Raw genomic sequence first — 21,980 nt, forward strand, 5'->3', positions numbered from 1 at the left:
TAGGACTTTCGCATCATCAAACACACCTCAGATTTGGGCGCAATCATAGCGCCCTATTGATGTGTCCGAATTCATTAGGCCAGTTCAGCCTGCTCGCGAAGGGTTCAAGGCCTGCTTCGCGAGCAGGGGTGGGGGGAGTCAGGCGGTTTTCAGGGCGTAACGCGAATCCGGGCGCGTCAGGCCGTAATGCTCGCGCAGGGTGCTGCCCGCGTACTCACTGCGGAACAAGCCGCGCTGGCGCAGGATTGGCAGCACTTCATCCAGAAACACTTCAAAGCCCTCCGGCAGCGACGGCGGCATTACGTTGAAACCATCCGCCGCACCGCTGCGGAACCACTGCTCGATCAGGTCGGCGATCTGCACCGGCGTGCCTACCGGCACCCAATGCCCGCGAGCCCCGGCCAGGCGGTTGATCAACTGGCGCAAGGTGGCGTTTTCGCGGTCGACGATATCGATGATCAATTTGAAGCGGCTGGACTGGCTTTCAGTGCTGTCGAAGTCGATCAGATGGCGCGGAAACGGTGCATCCAGATCCTGCCCCGACAGGTCCACACCCAGCATGCGCCGCAGTTGGCCCAGCGAAATATGCGGCAGCACCAGTTCGTTGAGTTCATCGAACTTGCGCTGCGCTTCGGCTTCGGTACTGGCGATGTAGGGGCTGATGCCCGGAAGGATTTTCAACTGCCGTGGATCGCGGCCCACGGCTTTGGCCCGGGCACGGATATCGTTGGCAAACTCGGTCGCGCTGTGCAGGGTCTGATGGGCAGTAAAAATCGCTTCGGCATGCCGAGAGGCGAAGTCCCGGCCATCCTCGGAAGAACCGGCCTGTACCTGCACCGGCCGCCCCTGTGGCGAGCGCGGCGAGTTGAAGGGCCCTTTGACTCTGTAGTGGGTGCCCACGTGGTTGATGGCGTGCACCTTGTCACTGTCGGCAAACACCCCGCCCGCCTTGTCCAGCACCAGCGCATCGTCCTCCCAGCTGTCCCACAAATCCCCGACTACTTGCACGAACTCTTCGGCCTGGGCGTAGCGGTCATGGGCCGACGGATGTTGGTCGAGGCCAAAATTGGCGGCTGCGGCGGCCATGGAGGTCGTCACGATATTCCAGCCGGCGCGGCCCTTGCTCAGGTGGTCCAGGGCACTGAACGAGCGGGCCAGGTTGTAGGGCTCGCTGTAGGTGGTGCTGGCCGTGGCGATCAGGCCGATGCGCCGGGTCACCGCCGCAATGGCCGCCAGCCAGGTCACGGGCTCAAAGCGGATGCGCAGGCCTTCATGGCCGCTTTCGGCCAGCGATGGCGAGTCGGCAAAGAAAATCGCATCGAGCTTTTCCCGTTCGGCCCGTAACGCCAACTGCTGGTAATAGCCGATATCCATGGACAACTCCGGCACCGACTGCGGGTGGCGCCAGGCGGCTTCGTGATGACCATTGGGGTAGATGAACAGGTTGAGGCTGAGCTGACGTTCGGGCATGTTCCGTTCTCTGAATGTTAGGTGGCAGGGGGTCAATGCAATTCGGCGAAGTCACTCAGCACATCGTCGCGCAGGGCGATAAAACGGCTGTCGCTGCGGTTGCGCGGGCGCGGCAGGTCGACGTCCAGAATGCGCCGGATACGACCGGGGTTGGGCTGCATGACCACCACGCGATCGCCCAGAAACACCGCTTCATCCACATCGTGGGTGACCAGAATCATGGTTATTTTTTCCTTGGCCCAGATGTTTTGCAGCTCGCCCTGCAGGCGCGCCCGGGTCAGGGCATCGAGCGCCCCCAGCGGTTCGTCCAGCAACAGCACGCTGGGGCGATTGACCAGACCGCGGGCGATGGCCACACGCTGGGCCATGCCGCCGGAGATCTGGTGCGGGTAGGCATCGATAAAATCTTGCAGGCCCACCAGCTCGATGTGCTCGCGCACGGTGTCGCGTTTTTCCCTGGGGCTCAGGGGCGAGTTCTTGAGCGCAACCGCGACGTTCTGTTCAACGTTGAGCCAGGGGAACAGGCGGTGGTCCTGAAACACGATGCCGCGCTCCAGGCCAGTGCCCTTGATGGGTTTGCCATCGAGCAGGATGCGCCCTTCGTATTCCTCGTCCAGGCCAAGAATCAGGCGCAACAGGGTGGACTTGCCGCAACCGCTGGCGCCAACGATGCTGATGAACTCACCGGGGGCGATGTCGAGCTGAATGTTGTCGAGCACCTGCAATTGGGTCGAGCTGCCCGGGCGGGAAGCAAAACGCTTGCTGATGTTTCTCAGGGTCAGGCTGTTATTGAGCATGCTGCAATCCTTCTGAAAGTGCCGGTCAAACCGGTGCGATGCCGTACAGGCGCTGCATCCGCCGCTCAAAAATCCGTGCCAGTGCATTGAGGCTCCAGCCCACCAGGCCGATCACCACCATGCCGAACAGCACCAGGTCCATCATGAAATGCTCGCTGCCATCGATCAGCGTATTGCCAATGCCCTCCCCCGAAACCAGCAGGTATTCGGCCCCGATGGTCGCCAGCCACGAGTACACCAGCGCCAGGTACAGCCCGGTGAAGATCGACGGCAAGGCGGCGGGCAGCATGACCCCGACGATGGTTTGCCAGCGGCTGAAGCGGTAGACCCGCGCGACTTCCAGCAGGTTGGGCGGCACATTGCGCAGCCCGTCGCAGGTATTCACCACCACCGGCACCAGCGCTGCCAGTGACAGAAACACCACCTTGGCCACATCGCCCAGGCCGAACCACACCGAGATCAAAGGGATCCAGGCGAACAGCGAAATTTGCTTGAAGGTGTTGAAACTGGGGCCCACCAAACGCTCGAAGTGCCGCGACAGGCCCAGCAGGCAGCCCAGCACCAGGCCCAGGGTGGTGCCGATAAAAAAGCCACTGAGGTTGCGCGCCAGGCTGGCGCTGATGGCCCGCCAGAATTTGCCCGAAGCAATCTGGTCCCAGGCCGTGGCCGCCACCTTCTCCGGTGATACCAGCAGGCCGGACTGGCTCCAGCCCATGTGCGAAGCCAGCCACCACACACCTGCGGCGGTAATCGGCACCACCCAGCCGCGATAGCGGCGGCTGCCATGATTGATTGCCAGAGCAGTACTCATGACAGGCGCCCCGCTGCAGGTGCGCGACCACGGTGCAGGCGCCGCTCGGCGTAATCGAAACCGCGATCGATCATCAGCCCGATCGCACCGACCACCACCACGGCTGCCATCACCAGATCCAGCTGGAACAGCTGGCGACCATAAACAATCAGGTAACCCAGCCCCTCGCTCGAAGCCACCAGCTCAACCACCACCAGCGATAGCCAGGCTTTGGTGAAGCCCAGTCGCAGCCCGGTGAAGAGGGTTGGAATGGCCGCCGGCAAGACGATGAACACAACGCTCTGCCAGCGGCTGAAACCGTAGGCCCGCCCTGCCTCCAGCAACCCTTTGGGCGCCTGACGAAAAGCCTGCAAGGTGCACAGCGTGATCGGCACCATCGCCGCCTTGGCGATCAACACATACTTGAGCGGCTCGCCGATGCCGAACACCAGCAAGGCAAACGGCAGCCAGCCCAGTACCGGTATTTGCACCAGGGCGTTGAAAGTGGGCAGCAAATAATCCTCTACGGTTTTCGACAGCCCCATGGCCAGCCCCAGCGCCACACCGGCAACGGCCCCCAGGGCAAATCCGAGCACCACCCGCTGCAGGCTGGCGGCCGCGTTTGTCCACAGATCCCCGGACGTGAACAGGTCCGACAGAGTCTCGTAAACATAGGCTGGCGGCGGCAACACCTGCTCGGAAAGCCAGCCCCGCTCAACCCCCAGATACCACAGGCCAAGCAGCGCCAGCGGCAACAGCCAGGGCAAGGCGCTGTCACCCAGTTTCGTGGCCCAGGAAGATGTGCGCACCACCTCGACCTTGCGTACAGGCCGGGGCGGTGACGGCGGCAAGCGCTTGACGTTGTCCTTGGGTAGCGCCGGAGCGTACTGCTCTCGTGTGACCGTCTGTGCCCTGGGCATATGCCTGTCCTTCTTGTTGCCACGATAGGTTTGTGTGGGAGCGGGCTTGCTCGCGATGCAGACGACACGGTCTGTCTGGATACCCGCGTCGACTCAATCGCGAGCAAGCCCGCTCCCAAAGGGGTAGCCCCATAGGGGTATGCGGTTACTTGCCAGCGACGGCATTACCAGCAGGCTGCTTGCCATCCGGGCCATAGGCCGTCCAGAAGTTTTCCAGCCCTTTGGTTTTAAGAGCGGTCTGCAAGTAGACGGGCTCGAACCAGCCGTCGATGCTGACCGGGCGGCGAATAAGTTTTTCGTCCTTGGCCTGGTCCGCCACCGCCTGATAACGACTCACCAGAAAGGTGTCGATCAGCGGCGACGCCCTGTCCCGCAGGCTGACCCCGATAAAGTCGGCGCGCAGTGAATCCACCGGGTCGTTGCTCTTGGCCCACTCGGTGAAAACGGCGTCACGGTGGCTGTCTTCAGACGTCCATTTCGCCGCGTCCACCAGCGTATCGACGACCTTTTGCACGTTGGCCGGATGCTCCTTTTCATAGGCACCGCGTACCACCAATGCGGTCTGGCGGGTGTAGCGCACGTCCTGTGCCGGGTTGTCGTAAATGATGTCGATCAGGCCTTTGTCCCGCAGCTTGAACAGTTCGCGACCGCCGAAGGCGGCATCCACTCCATTGGAAACCAGGGCGGCCTGGGTACTGCCGGTATCGAGGTTGATCACCTTGATATCGCGCTCGGTCAACCCGTGTTCGGCCAACAGGTTGATCGACACCAGATGGCCGTTGGTGCCGCGAAACACCGCAACCTTCTTGCCTTTAAGGTCTTCGATGCTCTTGATGTCCGAGCCCTTGGGCACCGCCAGATAAAGATTGGCCCGAACGCCCAGGGCGGCCAGCAATCTGGTGTCCAGCCCGTTGGAACGCCCGACCACAGCCGGCAGATCACCCTGGTAGGCGAAGTCCAGCTGCTGGTTGGACAAGGCTTCGTTGACCGCCGGGCCTGCCCCTTTGAAGAAGAACCACTGCACGTCGGTGCCGCTGCCTGCGAATGCTTTTTCCAGCAATTGCTGGTTGCGCACGATGCCCAGGGTCGAGCCGCTGAACGTGACCGGCTCACCACCCCCTGCGGTCGCGACGCCGATGCGCACTACATCGGCCTGGGCCAGAGGGGCTGCCAGAACCGCCGCCAACACGGCGGCAATGCGGCCCTTGCGAAACAGGGCATTACGTTTGAATGAGGCCATATGCACGTCTTCCTTGGAGCAAGGGAATGGGGGCCCTGTCAGGCGGCGAGGTGTTTTTTGTCGGCTTCGGTTTTCGGCGAGCGAGTGTCCGGGGTCGGCTTGAGCGCCTGGCTCAGTCGACCGTCCACACCCACCGGCACATCGCCGTCGATGGTGGTTCGGCGCACGATGCGCGGGGCATCGCCGTAGTCGTTGATCGCGATGTGCTGTGTGGCGCGGTTGTCCCAGATCACCACATCGCCTTCCTGCCAGCGCCAGCGCACGGTGTTATCCACATGGGTAATGCGGTCGTGGAACAGTCGGATCAGTTGTTTGGAATCGCTGCTGCTGACGCCCTGTATCTCTTTGACAAAGTGGCCCAACAACAAACTTCTTTCACCCGACTCCGGGTGAACACGCACTAACGGATGTTCGGTTTCATACACTTGGGCCGTGAACTGTTCGCGATAACGTTTAAGTCCCGACTCATCGGTATTACGCGGCGCGGCATAGTCATAAACATTGGTATGCAAGGCGCGCAGACTGTCGGCCAGTTGTTTTAAAGGTTCTGGCAAGTCGGCATAGGCCGACGCAGTATTGGCCCACACGGTGTCGCCGCCATAAGGCGGGATGACCACGCCGCGCAAGATGGAAATCTTCGGGTAATTGGCAACAAAGGTCACATCGGTGTGCCAGGAATTGGCACGGGTTTCCTTGGCATCCAGATGCAGGATGGCGGCGCTTTGCTCGGCGGAGCGCACGGTCGGATGCGGCACCTGATCGCCGAAGCGTCGAGAAAACGCTTCGTGTTCGGCGTCATCCAGATGTTGGCTGCGAAAGAACAGAACTTTATATTTCAACAATGCCTGATTAATAAACTCGAAAGATTCGGCGCTAATATCCCCGCCCAGTTTTATGCCTTCAAGTTGTGCACCAATCCGACCTGCTACAGGTTTTATTTGAATAGTCATTGCGCCACTCCTGCCTAACGACATGTTGTGGACAGATCATAAAGGCATAAAACCAGCGCTGACTAATCACTATTTAATCTAAAGATAGAGTGAGACTTTAATAGAACCAAGGCGATTTAAAGGCGCGCGAACAGTTATAGGTGTTTTGGTTGTAAGTTAATAACCATACTGAAGAATATCGACATCTATTAATCACGCGTCTGTCGCCAATCAGGCGCGTGCTGTTTCCATTGCTGCGCAAAGCTTGTTTGCGGATGGGTTAAGCCCTCTGGCATATGCCTTGCACCCTCGCAGTATGCTTTTGCCAAGGTGCAGCCCCCATGAACGAACCATCCGCCGGCCCTCTGGCCTGGGTAAACGGCAGCGATGCCCCGGAAAAAACCGAAATCAACCTCGGTTTTATGGCCCTCAGTGATTGCGCCTCGGTGGTGGTGGCCGCCACTCAAGGGTTCGCCCAGCCTTTTGGCCTGACCCTGAACCTCAAGCGCCAGTCTTCCTGGGCCAGCCTGCGGGACAATCTGGTCAGCGGCCAGCTCGACGCTGCCCACAGCCTCTACGGCCTGATCTATGCCGTGCATCTGGGGATTGGCGGCGTGGCGGCCACGGACATGGCGGTGCTGATGGGGCTCAATCAGAACGGCCAGAGCCTCAACCTTTCCCACGCCTTGCAGGCCCAGGGCGTGACCCGTCCTGAGGCACTGCAACAACACGTGCACCAAAGTCGCTCAAAACTGACCTTCGCCCAGACGTTTCCCACCGGCACCCATGCCATGTGGCTGTATTACTGGCTGGCGAGTCAAGGCATCCACCCGCTGCAAGACGTCGACAGCGTGGTGGTGCCGCCGCAGCAGATGGTTGCGCACTTGCAGGCGGGGCGCATTGACGGGTTTTGCGTGGGCGAGCCATGGGCCGCCAGTGCAGTGCAACAAAACATGGGCTTCACCCTCACCACCACCCAGGCGCTGTGGCCCGACCACCCGGAAAAAGTCCTCGGCTGCACCCGGGCGTTCGTCGAGCAGTACCCCAATACCGCCCGTGCGCTGGTGATGGCGATCCTCGAAGCCAGCCGTTTTATCGAACAAAGCGACGAAAACCGCTGCAGCACCGCGCAGCTGTTGAGCGCCCCCGCGTACCTGAATGCACCCGTTGAATGCATCGAGCCGCGCCTGCTCGGCCACTACAGCGACGGTCTGGGCAATCACTGGCAAGACCCGCACGCGCTGCGCTTTCATGGCGGCGGCGAGGTCAACTTGCCGTACCTGTCCGATGGCATGTGGTTCATGACCCAGTTCCGCCGTTGGGGCTTGTTGCGCGAAGACCCTGACTACCTGGGCGTTGCCCGTCAGGTTCAGCAACTGGCGCTGTACCGCGACGCCGCCAGCGACGCAGGGGTCGTTGCAAGTGGAGCGGACTTGCGCAGCAGCCAGTTGATCGATGGCAAGGTGTGGGACGGCTCGGACCCTGCAGGCTATGCACGAAGCTTTGCGCTGCATGCCATGAGCGCCAGCGCTCCCCTTCTTGCCCGTCGCTGACCGGAGCCTGTCCCATGCTGCGTATCTTGCTGATCAACGACACGGCGAAAAAAGTCGGCCGCCTGAAAGCTGCGCTGACCGAAGCCGGCTTTGAAGTGATTGACGAATCAGGCCTGACCATCGACCTGCCGGCACGGGTCGAAATGGTGCGCCCGGATGTCATCCTGATCGACACCGAGTCACCCAGCCGCGATGTGATGGAGCAAGTGGTGCTGGTCACACGTGACCAGCCACGGCCGATTGTGATGTTCACCGACGAGCACGACCGCGGTGTGATGCGCCAGGCGATCAAGTCCGGGGTCAGCGCTTACATCGTCGAGGGCATTCACGCACAGCGCCTGCAGCCGATTCTTGATGTGGCCATGGCGCGTTTTGAAAGCGACCAGGCCCTGCGCGCCCAACTGCACGCCCGCGACCAGCAACTGGCCGAGCGCAAGCGCATCGAACTGGCCAAGGGCCTGTTGATGAAAATGAAAAGCTGCAACGAAGAAGAGGCCTACACCCTGATGCGACGCCAAGCCATGAGCCGTCAGCAAAAGCTGATTCAAGTGGCCGAACAGATCATCGCCATGAGTGAGCTGCTGGGCTGACACCCGTCCCTGTAAATACTTCAACTGTGGGAGCGAGCCTGCTCGCGATGCAAACGATGCGGTCAGGCCGCGACACCGCAGCAATCCCATCGCGAGCAGGCTCGCTCCCACCGCAGACTTTCCACCCTAAATCCGTGGTCTGGTCGATCAGGTAATCGGCGCCGGGTTGAACAAGGTGAGGTCGTTGTGCAATTTGTGCCGCTCGGCCCAGGTGTGCTTTTTGCCGCTGGCCACGTCCAGGTAGTAGTGGAACAGCTCCCAGCCGAGGTCTTCGATGCTCACGCGCCCGGTGGCAATGCGCCCGGCGTCGATGTCGATCAGGTCCGGCCAGCGCTGCGCCAGCTCGGTACGGGTCGAGACTTTCACCACAGGCGCCATCGCCAGGCCATAGGGCGTGCCGCGACCGGTCGTAAACACGTGCAAGTTCATCCCGGCAGCCAGTTGCAAGGTGCCGCACACAAAGTCGCTGGCGGGGGTGGCACAGAAAATCAGCCCTTTGCGCGTGAAACGCTCGCCGGGGCCCAGCACGCCATTGATCGCACTGGTCCCGGATTTGACGATGGAGCCCAGGGATTTTTCGACGATATTCGACAGCCCGCCCTTTTTGTTGCCCGGGGTGGTGTTGGCGCTGCGATCCGCTTCGCCTTTGGCCAGGTAGCGGTCGTACCAGTCCATTTCGCGCACCAGTTCCTGAGCCACGGCCCGGGTTTCAGCGCGGGAGGTCAGCAAGTAGATGGCGTCGCGCACTTCGGTGACTTCGGAAAACATCACTGTCGCCCCCGCCCGCAGCAGCAGGTCCGAGGCATAGCCCAGTGCCGGGTTGGCGGTGATCCCGGAAAACGCATCGCTCCCGCCGCATTGCATGCCCAGAATCAACTCGGACGCCGGCACGGTTTCGCGGCGGCGCAGGTCGAGTTTTTTCAACCGGATTTCGGCCAGCGCCATGATCTGTTCGACCATTTCGTTGAAGCCCTGGGTGGCGTCCTGCAAGCGATACAGCCACGGATCGCTGAGGTCCACCGAGCTGTCGTTGTCGTGCATCACCTGGCCGGCCTGCAGTTTTTCGCAGCCCAGGCTGATGACCAGCGCTTCGCCCCCCAGGTTGGGGTTGCGTGCCAGATTGCGCACGGTACGGATCGGGATATAAGCATCGGTGGCACTGATCGCCACCCCGCAACCGTAGCTGTGGGTCAGCGCCACCACGTCATCGACATGGGGGTAACGGGGCAGCAGTTCATCCTTGATCCGCTTGACGGCATGGTTCAGCACCCCGGTCACGCACTGCACGGTGGTGGTGATGCCCAGAATATTGCGCGTGCCCACGGTACCGTCGGCGTTGCGATACCCCTCGAAGGTGTAGCCCTCAAGCGGCGACTGCGCGGGCGGAACATCGGTGGCCAGCGGCAGGCTGTCCAGCGACGGTGCGGTGGGCATGCGCAGCTGGTCTTCATTGACCCAGCTGCCACGGGCAATCGCCTTCAAGGCATAGCCGATGACCTGGCCGTAGCGAATCACCTCGCCGCCTTCGGCAATGTCGACCAGCGTTACCTTGTGGCTTTGGGGCACAAAGTCCAGGGTCACCAGGCCGTCGGCAAACACTGTCCCGGCCGGTACGCCCTGATCGTTGACCACGACTGCAACGTTATCCAGCGGGTGCAGGCGGATCGAGCGCGGCGAGTCGGAATGTTCAATTAACGTCATGACGCCGCTCCTCAAGAATGGACAGGTGCAAGTTCAGCGATTTTCGAACCGCTGGACGGTGGCTCTTTAAGTACCACACGCTTGATCGGCCCTACGATCACCAGGTAGCTGAATACCGCCACCAGTGCGTTGCAACCGACAAACACCAGCGCCCATTTGAACGAGCCAGTGGAGCTGATGATGTAGCCGATGACGATGGGGGTAGTGATTGAAGCGACGTTGCCGAAGGTGTTGAACAGGCCACCGCTCAACCCGGCGATCTGTTTGGGCGAGGTGTCGGAGACGACGGCCCAGCCCAGTGCACCTACACCTTTACCGAAGAACGCCAGGGCCATAAAGCCGACGACCATCCACTCAACATCCACGTAGTTGCACGCCACGATGCTGCTCGATACCAACAGGCCAACAATGATCGGCGCCTTGCGGGCGAAGGTCAGGGAATGGCCTTTGCGCAGCAGGTAATCGGAAATCACCCCGCCCAGCACCCCGCCGATAAACCCGCAGATGGCGGGTAATGAGGCGATAAAACCGGCCTTGAGGATGGTCATGCCGCGCTCCTGTACCAGATACACCGGAAACCAGGTCAGGAAGAAGTAGGTAATGCCGTTGATGCAGTACTGCCCCAGATAAACGCCGAGCATCATGCGATTGGTCAGGAGTTGACGTATGTAATCCCACTTTGGACCGTCAGCCTTTTTGCCTTTTTGGTCCATGTCGACCATGCCGCCGTTTTCAGCGATGTACTTGAACTCGGCTTCGTTAATGCCCGGGTGTTCGCGAGGGCTGTAGATCACTTTCAGCCAGATGCCTGAAAACACGACGCCGAACAGGCCCATGACAATAAACACGTGTTCCCAGCCGTAGGAATAGACGATCCAGCCCATCAACGGAGCGAACAATACCGTGGCGAAATACTGCGCCGAGTTGAAAATGGCGGATGCCGTGCCACGTTCTGCCGTCGGGAACCAGGCGGCCACGATGCGGGCGTTACCGGGAAAGGATGGCGCTTCGGCCAGACCCACCAGAAAACGCAGCATAAACAGTGCAACCACCGCTGTAGACATGCCGAACTCACCGACAAATCCTTGCAGCACCGTGAACAGTGACCAGGTGAAGATGCTCAGGGCGTAGACTTTTTTCGAACCGAATCGATCGAGCAGCCAGCCACCGGGGATTTGTCCGGCCACGTAAGCCCAGCCAAATGCGGAGAAGATATAACCCAGAGTGATGGCGTCGATGCCGAGGTCTTTTTGCAGGCTGGAGCCCGCAATGGCGATGGTCGCACGGTCTGCATAATTGATCGTGGTCACCAGAAAAAGCATGAGCAAAATCAAATAGCGGACGCGCGTAGGCTTGGTCGCTTGCATGTAGTACTACTCCCACTGATTATTTTTATGCGCGGGTGAATATTTTTTGATGTGGCGGGCTTTCAGGTGACGCTGTGTGTGATTCTTTGGGAGAATTTTTACAGCCGCCGAGCATATTCCCTTACGCAAAAGGCCGCTGATTACTCAGCGGCCTTGGTGCTTGCTTACTGCGGGCCTTGCTTGTCGATCAAGGCGGCCAGTGCTTCGTACTCTTCTGGCAACAGATCGGTCAGGGGGGTGCGTACCGGGCCTGCGGTGTAACCGGAAATGGTTGCACCGGCCTTGACGATACTCACGGCGTAACCGGCCTTGCGGTTGCGCAGGTCCAGGTACGGCAGGAAGAAGTCATCGATGATCTTGCCCACGGTGACGTGATCTTCACGGGCCACGGCGCGGTAGAAATCCATCGCGGTTTTCGGGATGAAGTTGAACACCGCCGAGGAGTAAACCGGTACGCCCAGTGCCTTGTAAGCTGCAGCGTAGACTTCGGCAGTCGGCAAACCGCCCAGGTAGCTGAAGCGATCGCCCAGGCGGCGGCGGATCGACACCATCAACTCGATGTCACCCAGGCCATCCTTGTAGCCGATCAGGTTCGGGCAGCGCTCGGCCAGACGTTCCAGCAGCGGCGCAGTCAAACGGCAGACGTTGCGGTTGTAGACAATCACGCCGATTTTCACCGACTTGCACACTGCCTCAACGTGGGCGGCAACGCCGTCCTGGCTGGCTTCGGTCAGGTAGTGCGGCAGCAGCAGCAAACCTTTGGCGCCCAGACGCTCGGCTTCCTGAGCGTATTCGATGGCCTGGCGAGTCGAACCGCCGACACCGGCAAGGATCGGCACGCTGTTGGCGCAGGTATCGACTGCAGTTTTGATCACTTGCGAATATTCGCTGGCTGCCAGGGAGAAGAACTCACCGGTACCACCGGCAGCGAACAGGGCTGAGGCGCCGTACGGGGCCAGCCATTCCAGACGCTTGATGTAGCCCTCGCGATGGAAATCACCTTGAGCATTAAAGTCGGTTATCGGGAACGACAACAGACCGGAAGAGAGGATGGACTTCAGTTCTTGTGGATTCATTATTCGAACACCCTGGGAGCACGTTGTGATGGAAAATACGTTAGCGCTTTGCTACGTCGTACGTCATCGTACAACTTAAAAAAGGAACGTCAATCTCATTTCTTTAAATCATGCTAACCGGTGGCCGAATTTTGGCAGACAAAAAGCGCAAAGCCCGTCTATTACGGGCTTTGTTGGCGTTACGCAGCGTTTGAATTTAATTCCAGAGCAGAGGTAGGTTGTCCGAGAACAGACTTTAGTCCGTACCCGCTGAGGAGGTACTTCAACTGTGGGAGCGAGCCTGCTCGCGAAAATTGTTCGCGAGCAGGCTCGCTCCCACAGGGGGGCTTACCCGCGTTGCGCTTCCGCTTCTTCATGGGCATGACGCAGGCGCTCGCGGCTGTTGGTCAGATGCAAGCGCATGGCCGCACGGGCAGCTTCCGAGTCCTGACGGGCAATGGCCTGGTAAATCTCTTCGTGCTCACGGCTCAGCCGGTTCATGTACTGCTGCTGGTCATCATGGGCCAGGCGCGCCGAGTTGAGCCGGGTGCGCGGAATGATGCTGGTGCCCAGGTGGGTCATGATATCGGTGAAGTAACGGTTGCCGGTCGACAGCGCAATCTGCAAATGGAACTGAAAGTCAGAGGCCACGGCATCACCATCACGGGCGGTGTTCTCGTTCAGGGCATCCAGCGCCGCACGCATTGCGGCCAGTTGCTCGTCGCTGCGGCGTTGGGCAGCCAACCCGGCCGATTCCACTTCAAGGCTGATACGCAGTTCAAGAATCGCCAGTACATCGCGCAAGGTCACAACGGTGGCCGGGTCGATCCGAAACCCGCTCGGGCTCGGTGTATCCAGCACAAAGGTGCCGATACCATGCCGGGTCTCGACCTGCCCTGCGGCCTGCAGGCGGGAAATCGCCTCACGCACTACCGTGCGGCTGACGCCATGCGCTTCCATGATCGCTGACTCGGTAGGCAACTTGTCGCCACGCTTGAGCATGCCGTCGCGGATCTGCTCGGACAGCACCGTCACCAACTCTTGCGCGAGGCTACGGCGCTTGCGAGGGAGGCGGGGTACGTCGGTCTGGTTATCCATGGTGAACATTTTTCTCGAATTCAAAGGGATCGGGAGCACTGATCATTAAAGCAGCTGAACAATCGGTCTGGCGGATCTGGACGCTGCACTGCACTGCCCCCGTATGGGCGCATGATAGCTCAAGCGAGTTGTACGATCACCTGCTGACACCCAATACCTTCAGGCCCTACTTCTACCTCCACAGGATCCTGGCAGAGCTTTCTCCACAAAACCCCGACTACTTGAATACTCCTACTACACAAGAATACTTATCCCCCAGAAACTCCGACATACCTGATACACCCTCTTTTGCTGATTACCCACTCTACGCGGCACTCATTCAAGCACTGAGCCCTTGAACATGCTGAATTCCGAAACCCGCTCCCTCCTGAACCGTTCGTTACGCAATACCACCCTTACCTTGATCCTGCTGGCAGATTTATGGGCGCCCCCCGTCCAGGCAGCCCTGCCATATAAAGAACAAGGACGCCTGCACGACCCGTCCAGCTGGCGCAGCGATGAGTTCAAACGCGACTGGGGCCTTCAGGCCATTGGCGCTGATTACGGCTATGCCCGTGGATTGAGTGGTAAGGGTGTAAGGATCGCCATTTACGACAGCGGCACGGATCTTCGTCACCGCGAATTCGCAGGAAAAGGCCACCGGGGGGTGCGCATGGCCGAACCTGGTTGCCTGAGTGAAGCAAACCTTTCTCCCGACACGGGTTGCTTTTTTACTGAGGGTGATCGAACTGCCGTTATGTGGATTGACCTGACCCCGGACAACAAACTACAGCTCGAAAAGTTGATAGCCAGCGGGACGCTGACCGATGACTTTATTCAAATTTACAGCTCAACTCTCGGAAAAAGTATCGATGACCACGGCACCCATGTAGCTGGAACCATGGTCGCCAATCGCGACGGCAGCGCCTTTCACGGCGTCGCCTACAACAGCAGCTTGAGTGCCATTCGCTATGCCACCCACGAGTACTACAACCCCCCGTCTGCCAATTTCACCGGCCGCGCTCAGAGCTTGGCCGCCATCACGGGTGCCTATGCGCAACTGCGCCAAGATAATGTTCGTGTCATCAACCACAGTTGGGGCCCCCCTGTGGATCTGGAGAGCCTCGAGGTTCTGGATGCCGACCTGGCAGCAGAAACCGGCGTTCTGGGCAATGCACTAGGCCAAGGCTCCCGGGATTTTGGCCTGCTGCAGGTCTGGGCGGCAGGGAATAACCGCAAGGGTCAAAACACCTCGCCCGAGACGGCGCTCTTCGCCGACACACTGCCCAGCATGCCGCGAGCCCGCCCCGAGCTAGAGCCCTACTGGCTCAGCGTGGTCAACCTGAATCAAAGCCTCACGCTCGATAGCAGCTCGTTCCGTTGCGGGTACAGCATGAACTGGTGCCTGGCGGCACCGGGGACCGGCATCATCTCATCCATCGTCAGCGGTGAGATCGACACGCAAAGAAATTACGGCCCTGACACAAAAGTGAATGGCTTTACGATCACGGCAGATCGACCGGTTTTCGGCTACGGGTCGCAAACCGGCACCTCCATGGCCGCCCTTCATGTCAGCGGCGCGCTGGCACTCCTGATGGAACGCTTCCCCTACCTCGACAACCCGCAGATCCGCGACGTATTGCTGACCACTGCCCGTGACCTGGGCACGCCCGGCGTCGATGAGGTGTATGGCTGGGGCTTGATAGATTTAAAAAAAGGCATCGACGGGCCGGGGCAACTTCGGGTCGATACCAACGTAGTGATGAACCAGCGGGCCGGTGGCGCCAAAATCTGGCAAGGCGGAGCCTGGGACGACTGGCGTAACGACATCAGCGGCCCCGGCCGCCTGGGTAAATCAGGCCCTGGCTGGCTGCGCCTCAGCGGCAACAACAGCTTTGCCGGTGCAACCCTCACCAGCGGCACTTTAGAGTTCGATGGCGTTAACCGCCTAAGCCGGGACATTCAAGTCAACGGAGGCTTGCTGCGGCTCAATGGCACCCTGCAGGGCACCGATCTCAACCTGAAAAGCGGCAGCGCCCACATCAACGGCCAGCAACATGGCGGCCAGACCCTGGTCGGGGCCGGGGCCTTGCTCAGTGGCGACGGCATGCTGGCCAACACCCGCGTCGAGGGCACTATTGTTCCCGGCAGCGAACTGCGCCCGCTGACCGTAAATGGCACCTATGTACAGGCCGCCGGCTCAAACCTGGTGGCCCGCGTCGGTCTGAACAACGCTAACGTACCGGCACTCAAGACCACCGGTCTGGCCAGCATCGAAGGCGGTACCTTGCGCCTGACCCGTGGTGCCAATGGTTCGGTGCTCGGCCAGCAATACCGCGTGTTGCAGGCTGATGGCGGGGTCACGGGGGCATTCAGCACGATTGATCGTCAACAATTCTCGCCCTTTCTGGGTTTTACCCAGCGTCTGAACGCCAATGCCTTGATGGTGGATGTGGGGCGCGGCCTGCCTCTGGCTTCAGTGGCACGCACGCCCAACCAGCGCGCCACCGCGACTGCCGCCGATAACCTGTCCCTGTCACAGCCCTTGGCACAACGATTGACTTCACTGTTCCCCGCCCAGGCACCCGAAGCACTGGACCAACTGAGCGGCGAACTGCATGCCAGCACCCAAGGGGTGATGCTCGAAAATAGCCGGGGCATCCGCGATGCAGCACTGGAACGTGCCCGCAGCACCCCACGCACCGACGACCCGCAAGCGGGTACACCGCGCTCTGGCGTTTGGGTGCAATTGCCCCATAAAAACGGCCGCCTCGATAGCGACCGCACGACCTCAAACGTCAGCTACAGCAGCACCGGCCTGCTGATAGGCATCGACCACGTCTTCGAACAAGGCACGCAAGCCGGGATGCTGCTGGGCAGCAGCCGCGGCGACGTAAAAGCGGGGGGCCGCGGCAAAGCCAGCATCGACACCTACCAGACCGGCTTGTATCTGGGCCACACCTGGGACGCTTTCGGTCTATACGGCGGCTTGAGCTATGCCAACAACCAAATCCAGAGCAAACGCCAAGTCGGCTTCCCTGGGGTTAACGAGCAACTGGCCGCCAAATACAACAGCCGCACCGGGCAACTGTTTATCGAAAGCAATTACCGCCTGGAACAGGGCGCGCTCGAATGGCAGCCGTATGTGCAACTGGCCCATATCCGTAGCCGCAACGATGGCTTCAACGAGCGCGGTGGCATCAGTGCCCTGAAGGGTAAAAGCTCGACCAATAGCGTCAACCTGGCCACCGGCGGCGTGCTCTTCAAACTCGATATGGCCAAGACCCAGACCGGACCTGCCTGGTTGAGCTTCAACGGCGGCCTGGCCTACACCCGCGCCAGCGGCGACCTGACCCCAGCGGTCGATGTCGCCTGGCAAGGCGCAAGCACGATGCACATCACCGGCGCGCCGTTGAACAGCACAGCATTGAAACTGAACCTGGGAGCGGTGGCACGGCTCACACGCAGCAGCTCAGGCAGCGTGAATCTGAGTGATCAGCGCGGTGAGCGTTCGCAAGAACGCAGTGTGTCGGCGCAGTATCAGTTTGAGTTCTGAAGACCGGCCGCAACAACGACCGGTCTGTCTTCAGGCCAGCTGCGGTGAAGCCTGATCCTCCTGAATATCGCTCACGATAACCAGGTCGTCCGGGACCCAGATCAGGAACGGGTCCTTGGCCGGCCGGTCGTCATAAGGCCGGGCGCCCTCTTCACCCGATTGACCGGCCCGTCGAAAGCCGTACACCTGGCGCCGTTCTACATGAATACTCGGCGCCGCCCCTGCGCCACTGGAAGGCTCGATGCTCATGGCCTTCAAAGTGGCCAGCAAATCCTCAATAATCTGCTGTCGGTTGAGGGTGAACGCCGAAGCGAAGCAGCGCCAGAAACGCCAGCCCGCCCGTTCCAGAATACGTTGGCGGCGCATGTCGCTGTCCCAGCGATCCGGCCCGTGGAAGCGGTCGCCGTCGCACTCGATGGCCAGGCGGCTGTCGTTATCACCTTCAACCACCATGTCGATGCGATAAGCCCCCACGCCGACCTGGGGAATCACCCGATAGCCGCGCTGCGTCAGCTCATCGTACATATCGCGCTCAAAGCCCGACTCGCATAACTCCCGCAAATCGCTGACCTGTGCCGCATCCTGGGTAAAGGGTGTTTCAAAGTGCTCAATCAGGCCCCGGCGCAAGCCATCGACCGCGCTGAGGTCGGTCAGCTCGACACTGCGCACCAGGTACATGCGGTCCCGCGCCCGGGACGCGGCCACGTTGAAACGCTGAGCAATGGAGTCGCGGCTATTGGCGAAGCAATCACCGGGGCTGGCCACCATCGACAGGAACATGATGTCCCGTTCCTTGCCCTGGAAAGTGCGCGCATCGCCACAGCTGATCTGGAACCGGGTGATCACTTCTTCACCCAGCTCCTTGGTCAGCATCTGCATGATTTTTTGCGCTTGCTCCGCTCCCAGCAACGAAACCACGCCAATGCTGCGCCCGACAATTTGCGGCAGAGCGATCAAGCGACGGATTTCCTCGACAATCACATTGGCTTCGCCGAGGTTGAACTTGCCCTTTTTCGCCCCGTCCATCACCAGCAGATCCACCAGCGGCGGGTCCAGGCGCTCGGTCATCATTGGCAGGCGCAGCGGCTTGAGTTCGTGGTTGTAGAACTCGCGCTTGGAGTATTCGATGATCGGCGCCACGCAGCGAAAGTGCTCGCGCAGCATGGTGCCGCTCTTGGCAAAGACCACCTTGAACAGGTCATACAGCGAGCGCTCTGGAGACATCAAGGGCCGATAGAGCCCCACCTGGTTGCCCAAAAAGCGCGCCATCATGTTCTGCACGCGCTCTTCTTCCATGCCGATGCCGTCCGGCGAGACTTGCTTGTCATCGCCCACCACCAGCACTTTTTTCGCCCGCAGCAAGGCCGGCAGCGCGGTCAAATCGGACTGCGATGCTTCATCGATAATCACCAGATCGAACGCGCCGTACTGCGCCGGCAAGCTCTCGCAAATGCGGTAGTGCGGCATGATCCAGCACGGGATCGCCGAGATCGCCACGTCGGCGGCCAGTCGCGCATCCTGGCGATAACGCCCGGCACGCACGCCGGTGCCCTTGCCGATTTTCCGGATCGCGGTGCGATACAACTCAAGGGCTGCGCGGACACTCGGCGTGGCGTTTTCTGACAAGCGCAACCAGGTGCGTTTAACCACTGCATCCTGATAAAGACGCGACAGGCTCAGCTCCAGTTCACCGCGCAATGTGAACAGGCGCTTGAGGTCTTCGCGACCATCAATGCTCTTCAGGTACTGCGCCAAACGGCTCAGGCGCCATACGTCCAGGCAGTTATCCGCAAGCAGGACATCCACCGGCCCGGTGCACGGTTCGTCACGCAAGCGGGCAGCCCAGATCAGCCCGCCGCTTTGCGCAATAACGTCCGTCACCCGCTGCACCGTTTCAAGTGCGCCGTTCAGCGCCAGCACACGGCGCAGTTCGTCCATCAGCTCGGACCATTGCGCCTGAAGCTCGGTGACGCTCACATCCGGCTGGCCCAGGCTGGCATCGAGAAACCCTTGCAGACGCTCGCTGACTGCGCCGCCACAACCGGCCAGGGCCTTGTTGAACGTTTCCTTGAGCACCCAGGTGGCCGCAAGACGGTGGCGCATCAGGTAATGACGCAGAATGCTCGCGCCCTTGCCCAGCACGGCCTCGTCACTGCGCAACCGGCTGACTTCAACCCAGTCCGGGAGCAGGTGCCTGAGCTCGGCGTGGGCGCGGGCTTCGCCGTGCTCCGCACGGATAATGTTGTCGTACTGCTCAATCGCCCGGGTAGCCGCCAGCAGTTGCTCGGCGTCGGCTTCAAGGGTCGGCAGCGGCATTTCGGCGGCCAGTGCATTCCAGCGCAACAGCAAGGTACGACCCACTTGCTGGAAGCGCACAAAAGCTTGCACATGCGCCCAGTCCTGATCGTTTTGCGGCTTGCTGCCCAGCACCACAATGGCGTCCAGCAACTGTTTCTGGCTGCCCTTGCCGATCAGGCCGGACAACCCGAACGGGCGCCGTCCCAAGGCCAGGTTGTCGATGGCAGCCACCACTTCGGGCTGCGCCTGGGGCTCGAATGACAAGCTCACCGGCCTGGCCACAAACGCCTTGCGCCCGCCCAGTGCCTCTTCGATTTCAGCCTTGAGGCTGTCAAAAAGCGCCAGCACATCGGCATTCGGGTTGCGCATCAAATAGGCCTGCATGGCCGCCACCCAGCCATGCTCGGCAGTCGCCAGCTGCGTACGCAGGGCCTGCAAGTGCTCCAGATGCTCGACCAGGGCCTGTGCCTGCTCAAGGGTCTGCACACTGGCGTCCAGCAAACGCGGCACCTCGCCGGTGCTTTCCTTGTGCTGCAACTGGCTTTCCTGAGCCAGATCCTGATGCACCTGAATCAGCGTTTGCGCCGGTGGGAAATCCTCCAGTTGCGGCACTTTGTGCCCCAGGTAAGACAACGCGTCTGCGAGCACCAGCCGCGCCTCGCGCAAGGCGATGATGTCTTGCAGGGCAAAACGCGGGCGATGCTCATCGCCAATCCCGATCTGATCGGCAAAGCCGTTGATCTCGTCCTGGGCCGTGGCGACCTGCAGCGCGGCATGGGTGGGGCTTAGGCGTTCGCCGTCGATTTCCAGGTCCGACAAGTTACGCTCGGCCCACTGGGTGATCTCACGATCGGCACTGGCCATCTGACCGTGGAGGGTATTGATTTCGTCATCAATCTGGCTGATTTCGCGTTTATACAGCGACCTGTCAATGCGCTGAACTTCAGCTGAAATCTTTTGAATGGCGAATTCAAACTGCTTCATGCCATCCGCTTCGCTGCTCAGCAGGCTGATCGCCAGCGGGCGAATGTCTTCGGGAAGTTTTTCCTGCAACACGGCCAGCGCCGGGTCTTTCATCGACGTCACCAACACCCGCTTGCCATTGGCCAGGTAGTGGCTGATGACGTTGGCGATGGTGTGGGTTTTGCCGGTGCCGGGCGGGCCTTGCACCACAACCCCGTCGTGCACTTCAAGCAGCTGGATGATTTGCACCTGCTCGTCGTTGTACGGCTTGGGGAAATAAAGTTCGTGGGCTTTGGCCGCCGGGGCACCATCACTTTGCGAACCACTGACGTAGGACAGGCCACGAAACGGTGGCAGCACTACGTCTTCAAGCACGCTCGATGGTTCGGTCAGGATCGCCTGCAAGGCAGCTGGCAACTCGCCGATCGCCTCGATCTCGCCCTCGAAGCGCCCCAGGTCTTCAATAAACATGTTGCTGTCGCGGGCGCGGGCAAACAGGGTCCAGGTGTCAGTCACGCACAGGTGCTCACCGGCCTTGGGCACGCTGCGATCACCTTCGGCCACCGTCACCGGCAAAAACTGCCCTTGGGCATCGAGCAACGAAGAGGCCGAACGGATCACCGGCTCATAACTGACGGGGTTGAACGGGCTGATCCCGGCCTGGTCTTTCTTGAAAAAGTCCTTGGCCAGGGTTGCCAACGGCCCGACGCCGGCAATATCTGCCGCCACATAGGCGTCCACTTCCAGACGCGGTTCGGCGGCACGCGGGCGCACTTCAATCGCCATGCTGTCCGGGTTGATGGCAATCTCGACCAATTGACTGATCAGCGGGTAATGGATGACGCCGACCACCGGATGTTCCCACGTCGATACCCCCAGGCCCCAGACCAGCTCCAGCTGTGCATCCCCAAGGTTGCCCTGCATTTGCTGCACCAGCAGAAACAGCTCGGCATACAGTTCGATGCTTTTGCGGCGCAGTTTTTCCTCTACTGCCCAAAGGCGCCAGGCAGTTTGGCTGTAGGACTTGAACTGGGCCTTGATCTCGCCCGCATCCAGGCAGTCTTCCAGATTCACCCACTCATCCAGCGGGGCATCCTCACCGATCTCGATACCGGCCGTGGCCAAACGCTCAAGCTCGGGCCCGGACACCGCCGCACTGTTGACCAACGCTTCGTGTGCCACCCGCAGTTTGAGCGCCGGCTCGGTTTGCGGGTTGCCTGCCAGTTCGATCCACAGCGCCAGCAGCGGGCTCAGGGGCGCCGGCGGACGGGTCTCGTGCAGACGCTCAAGCCGCAGCCAGATTTCGTCTTCGTCGCCCTCCAGCACATCCAGGCTGACACCCGGCAATGCCCGCAGCTTTTCTTCGCTGGCACTGAAGGCGTTGTGCTGGCTGACGGTTAACGCGGGCCGCTTTTGCATGAGTGCCGTCTGTTTTACAAACTCAATCAGACCGGCGAGACGTGCGCGTACTGTATCCATGTTTGAACTGAACCACTTTGATAAGGGGGCGCGGTATTCATGGAGAAAACCTGAAGGCGCCAGGTGAAAGCGAAAAATCTGCAATGGTCTACACGATACAGAGGTTGCGGTGGTATTCAGATACATCATTTTGTAAAAACCACTCGCTGTACAAGACCACCCGGTTACTCCCGAAAGGTCGTTCGTCATGCCCCC

At 60.4% G+C, this 21,980-nt stretch carries 14 protein-coding genes; 3 read left to right on the forward strand and 11 right to left on the reverse strand.

The window, feature by feature from the left end:
• Positions 1-138: 138 nt before the first annotated feature.
• From ACZRMS_RS22105 to ACZRMS_RS22130, 6 genes are all read right to left on the reverse strand, one after another.
• Positions 139-1,470: an LLM class flavin-dependent oxidoreductase gene (locus tag ACZRMS_RS22105; RefSeq protein WP_463997070.1), complete on the reverse strand. Its 1,332-nt coding sequence runs from the start codon at positions 1,468-1,470 to the stop codon at positions 139-141.
• Between the two features lie 32 nt (positions 1,471-1,502).
• Positions 1,503-2,267 carry an ABC transporter ATP-binding protein gene (locus tag ACZRMS_RS22110; RefSeq protein ID WP_463997071.1) on the reverse strand — a complete coding sequence of 255 codons (765 nt, stop codon included), beginning with the start codon at positions 2,265-2,267 and terminating at the stop codon, positions 1,503-1,505.
• 25 nt (positions 2,268-2,292) lie between these two features.
• Entirely contained in the window at positions 2,293-3,078 is a 786-nt protein-coding gene (locus ACZRMS_RS22115) for an ABC transporter permease (RefSeq protein WP_463997072.1), read from the reverse strand.
• Entirely contained in the window at positions 3,075-3,977 is a 903-nt protein-coding gene (locus ACZRMS_RS22120) for an ABC transporter permease (protein ID WP_463997073.1), read from the reverse strand. The genes ACZRMS_RS22115 and ACZRMS_RS22120 overlap by 4 nt, the downstream gene beginning before the upstream one ends.
• A gap of 145 nt (positions 3,978-4,122) precedes the next feature.
• Entirely contained in the window at positions 4,123-5,217 is a 1,095-nt protein-coding gene (locus ACZRMS_RS22125; protein ID WP_463997074.1) for an ABC transporter substrate-binding protein, read from the reverse strand.
• Between the two features lie 38 nt (positions 5,218-5,255).
• Positions 5,256-6,167 carry a TauD/TfdA dioxygenase family protein gene (locus ACZRMS_RS22130; RefSeq protein WP_463997075.1) on the reverse strand — a complete coding sequence of 304 codons (912 nt, stop codon included), beginning with the start codon at positions 6,165-6,167 and terminating at the stop codon, positions 5,256-5,258.
• Positions 6,168-6,487: 320 nt separating this feature from the next.
• On the opposite strand from ACZRMS_RS22130, the gene ACZRMS_RS22135 reads away from it, so the two are divergent.
• Together ACZRMS_RS22135 and ACZRMS_RS22140 are read left to right on the forward strand one after the other, a co-directional pair.
• Positions 6,488-7,699 carry a CmpA/NrtA family ABC transporter substrate-binding protein gene (locus ACZRMS_RS22135; RefSeq protein WP_463997076.1) on the forward strand — a complete coding sequence of 404 codons (1,212 nt, stop codon included), beginning with the start codon at positions 6,488-6,490 and terminating at the stop codon, positions 7,697-7,699.
• A 14-nt stretch (positions 7,700-7,713) separates the two neighbouring features.
• Entirely contained in the window at positions 7,714-8,289 is a 576-nt protein-coding gene (locus ACZRMS_RS22140) for an ANTAR domain-containing response regulator (RefSeq protein WP_463997077.1), read from the forward strand.
• A gap of 147 nt (positions 8,290-8,436) precedes the next feature.
• On the opposite strand, the gene garD is transcribed toward ACZRMS_RS22140, so the two are convergent.
• From garD to ACZRMS_RS22160, 4 genes are all read right to left on the reverse strand, one after another.
• Positions 8,437-9,990, reverse strand: coding sequence for a galactarate dehydratase (gene garD / locus ACZRMS_RS22145; protein WP_463997078.1), 1,554 nt, complete (start codon positions 9,988-9,990; stop codon positions 8,437-8,439).
• A gap of 11 nt (positions 9,991-10,001) precedes the next feature.
• Positions 10,002-11,357, reverse strand: coding sequence for an MFS transporter (locus tag ACZRMS_RS22150; RefSeq protein ID WP_463997079.1), 1,356 nt, complete (start codon positions 11,355-11,357; stop codon positions 10,002-10,004).
• A 164-nt stretch (positions 11,358-11,521) separates the two neighbouring features.
• Positions 11,522-12,433 carry a 5-dehydro-4-deoxyglucarate dehydratase gene (kdgD, locus tag ACZRMS_RS22155; protein WP_463997080.1) on the reverse strand — a complete coding sequence of 304 codons (912 nt, stop codon included), beginning with the start codon at positions 12,431-12,433 and terminating at the stop codon, positions 11,522-11,524.
• Between the two features lie 327 nt (positions 12,434-12,760).
• Entirely contained in the window at positions 12,761-13,510 is a 750-nt protein-coding gene (locus tag ACZRMS_RS22160) for a FadR/GntR family transcriptional regulator (RefSeq protein WP_463997081.1), read from the reverse strand.
• 340 nt (positions 13,511-13,850) lie between these two features.
• Between ACZRMS_RS22160 and ACZRMS_RS22165 the strand changes: the two genes are divergently transcribed.
• Complete coding sequence (locus ACZRMS_RS22165; protein WP_463997082.1) at positions 13,851-17,045, forward strand: S8 family serine peptidase; 3,195 nt, start codon at positions 13,851-13,853, stop codon at positions 17,043-17,045.
• A gap of 30 nt (positions 17,046-17,075) precedes the next feature.
• Here ACZRMS_RS22165 and ACZRMS_RS22170 read toward each other — a convergent pair whose 3' ends face one another.
• Complete coding sequence (locus tag ACZRMS_RS22170) at positions 17,076-21,785, reverse strand: AAA domain-containing protein (RefSeq protein ID WP_463997083.1); 4,710 nt, start codon at positions 21,783-21,785, stop codon at positions 17,076-17,078.
• Positions 21,786-21,980: the final 195 nt, after the last annotated feature.

It is taken from the genome of Pseudomonas sp. B424 (assembly GCF_055408345.1).